This is a genomic window from Arthrobacter sp. H5 (assembly GCF_000520595.1).
In the GTDB taxonomy this organism is placed as follows: Bacteria; Actinomycetota; Actinomycetes; order Actinomycetales; family Micrococcaceae; genus Arthrobacter_D.
On the sequence record NZ_KI915004.1, the window covers coordinates 12153 to 14901 of the forward strand.

Annotated in this window: 3 protein-coding genes and 2 tRNA genes; 4 read left to right on the top strand and 1 reads right to left on the bottom strand. The window is 60.9% G+C overall.

Annotated elements, in window-relative coordinates:
* The first annotated feature begins 109 nt into the window (after window positions 1–109).
* The 4 genes from Y708_RS0114450 to Y708_RS0114465 all read left to right on the top strand — a co-directional run bounded on the left by Y708_RS0114450 (window position 110) and on the right by Y708_RS0114465 (window position 2106).
* A tRNA-Asn gene (locus Y708_RS0114450) sits at window positions 110–182 on the top strand.
* A gap of 94 nt (window positions 183–276) precedes the next feature.
* The gene (locus Y708_RS31440; protein WP_275451115.1) at window positions 277–405 is read left to right on the top strand and encodes a hypothetical protein; all 129 of its coding nucleotides are present in this window, start codon (window positions 277–279) and stop codon (window positions 403–405) included.
* Between the two features lie 55 nt (window positions 406–460).
* Window positions 461–533: transfer RNA gene (locus Y708_RS0114460), tRNA-Asn, on the top strand.
* A gap of 94 nt (window positions 534–627) precedes the next feature.
* On the top strand, window positions 628–2106 hold the full coding sequence (locus Y708_RS0114465) for an SDR family oxidoreductase (RefSeq protein WP_028280480.1): 1479 nt from the start codon (window positions 628–630) through the stop codon (window positions 2104–2106).
* An 18-nt stretch (window positions 2107–2124) separates the two neighbouring features.
* Here the strand turns inward: Y708_RS0114465 and Y708_RS25255 are convergent.
* The coding region (locus Y708_RS25255; RefSeq protein WP_035776469.1) for an MFS transporter at window positions 2125–2749 on the bottom strand (625 nt) is incomplete at its 5' end.

Here is a 2749-nt window from a genome sequence, read left to right on the forward strand (position 1 = left end):
AACAGGGAGCTGATGGAGCTTGAAACCCAGCGCCGGGCCCTGCGGTCCGACTAGCTGGGAGCCAATTTCACTTCACTGCTGAACCTATGTAAAGTTGTATCTGCTGCTTTCCTCCGTAGCTCAATTGGCAGAGCATTCGACTGTTAATCGAAGGGTTACTGGTTCAAGTCCAGTCGGAGGAGCAAATTATGAGGGCCTGACCAGAGAAACTGCTGGTCGGGCCCTTGTTTTGTACAGATGGCGGGCCGAATGCCGAACAACGCGTAGGCTGGGTTGATGGATCCAACCGGAAGAACCATCCCTCTCCAACGGCTTGATTCGACGGCCGATCCGAGCCTCTTCCAACAGCTCAACAGGGAGCTGATGGAGCTTGAAACCCAGCGCCGGGCCCTGCGGTCCGACTAGCTGGGAGCCAATTTCACTTCACTGCTGAACCTATGTAAAGTTGTATCTGCTGCTTTCCTCCGTAGCTCAATTGGCAGAGCATTCGACTGTTAATCGAAGGGTTACTGGTTCAAGTCCAGTCGGAGGAGCAAATTATGAGGGCCTGACCAGAGAAACTGCTGGTCGGGCCCTTGTTTTGTACAGATGGCGGGCCGAATGCCGAACAACGCGTAGGCTGGGTTGATGGATCCAACCGGAAGAACCATCCTTGTGACGGGCGCCACCGGCTACCTTGGCGGCCGTCTGGTTTCCCGCCTCGTTGAAGCCGGTCATCAGGTTCGCGTCATCGTCCGGTCGCCGGAGAAGCTGCGGGACGTCCCGTGGGCGGCGGCGGTGGACGTTGTAAAGGGTGACCTGCAGGATGCGGATGCCATGAATTCCGCCTGCCGCGACGTTGACACCGTGTACTACCTGGTGCATTCCATGGGCTCGGGGAGAGGGTTCGAAAAACGGGAAGCAGAAATCGCACGGATGGTTGCAGCGGCGGCTGAGAACGCCGGGGTCAAGCGGATTATCTACCTGGGTGGCCTCCACCCGAAGGACGCGGAGCTTTCCACCCACATGCGCTCGCGTGAAGCGGTGGGAAACATCCTCCTGACGTCCGGAACGCCCACTATCGCCTATCAGGCAGGGGTGGTGATCGGGTCGGGATCGGCATCCTTCGAGATGATCCGTCATCTTGCCGACGTACTGCCGGTCATGCCTGCCCCAAAATGGGTACTGAACCGGATAGAACCTATTGCCGTGCGGGACGTCATCTACTACCTGATGGCGGCGCTGGACCTTCCGGCGGATCTCAACCGGACCTTCGACATCGGATCGGGAGACGTGCTCACCTACGGCGAGATGATGAACCGGTACGCTGAAGCCGCCGGCCTGCCGCGCCGGAAGATCCTCGCGCTCCCGGTGCTCACCCCCAGACTGGCCGGCCACTGGGTGAACCTGGTGACTCCCATTCCGCGGGTCATGGCCATGCCCCTGATTGAATCCCTGCAGCATGACGCGATTACCGCCGAGTCCGACATCCACCAGCTTGTGCCGGCGCCCGACGGCGGTTTGACCAGCTACCGGAGCGCAGTTGACCTTGCACTGGGCAAAATGCGCGACGGCGAAGTGGAGACCAGCTGGGCCGGTGCTTCCCAGGCACAGACGTCGGCAGACCCACTGCCGTCGGACCCGCAGTGGGCAGGTCACACCGTCTACAAAGATGTGAGAACCTACCGCACTTCCGCGTCGCCCGCGGAGATGTGGAAGGTCATTGAAGGCATCGGCGGCAACAATGGCTGGTACTCCTGGCCGGTGGCGTGGGCCGCCCGTGGCTGGTTGGACAAGCTGGCCGGCGGCGTCGGCCTGAGACGGGGCCGCCGTCACGCCTCGGAGCTCATGGCCGGTGAGGCACTCGACTTCTGGCGTGTGGAGGAGTTGGTCCGTGGCGAGCGGCTGCGGCTGCGGGCGGAGATGAAGCTCCCCGGCCGGGCGTGGTTGGAAATGTCGGTCAAGCGCGATGGTACATCGAGCGAGTACCTTCAACGTGCGGTGTTCTTTCCCCATGGATTGTCAGGCAGGCTCTACTGGCTTGCGGTGCTCCCATTCCACGGGGTCGTTTTCAAGTCCATGGCCCGGAACATTGCCCGCCAGGCGGAGCGGGCCTCACAATCGTGACCCGATAGCCCCCTGGGACTATTGGAGCGCCGGAACTGTCCGTGGCCGCACAATAGTCCAGAGGAAGATTACGCCGAGGGCAATGCAGGCGGCCATGACTGAAGCCATGGGTGTTGCCGATCCGATCCCCAGTACGCCAACGATCGGTGAAATCACGCCGGCAAGCCCAAACGTCACTGCGCCAAGCAGCGATGCGGCTGTTCCGGCCTGCGCACCGTGGTTTGCCAGCGCCAATACCTGTACGCACGGGAAGGTGAATCCGGCTGACATGATGTAGAACCACAGCGGCACGGCAGTTCCCCAGAACCCGAATTCCAGCTGGTCGAAGAGCACAATCAGTAGCGACATCAGAAGCATCGACGCCGTCGAGTACGCGATGACCCATTGGGGCCCAATCCGCCGGACCACCCTCGCACTGATTTGGACGGCTGCGACAATTCCCAGGGAGTTGACCGCAAAGAGCAAACCATACTGCTGCGGATCCAGGCCATAAACGTCTTGGAAAAGGAAGGGCGACGCAGACAGGTAGGAGAACAATCCGGAGAAGTTCATGCCGCCCACCAGCAGCACTCCAATGAAGATGCGGTCTGTAAGCACGGCCCGGTAACGCTGCAGGGCCGTCGAGCCTGAGCTCTTACGGCGG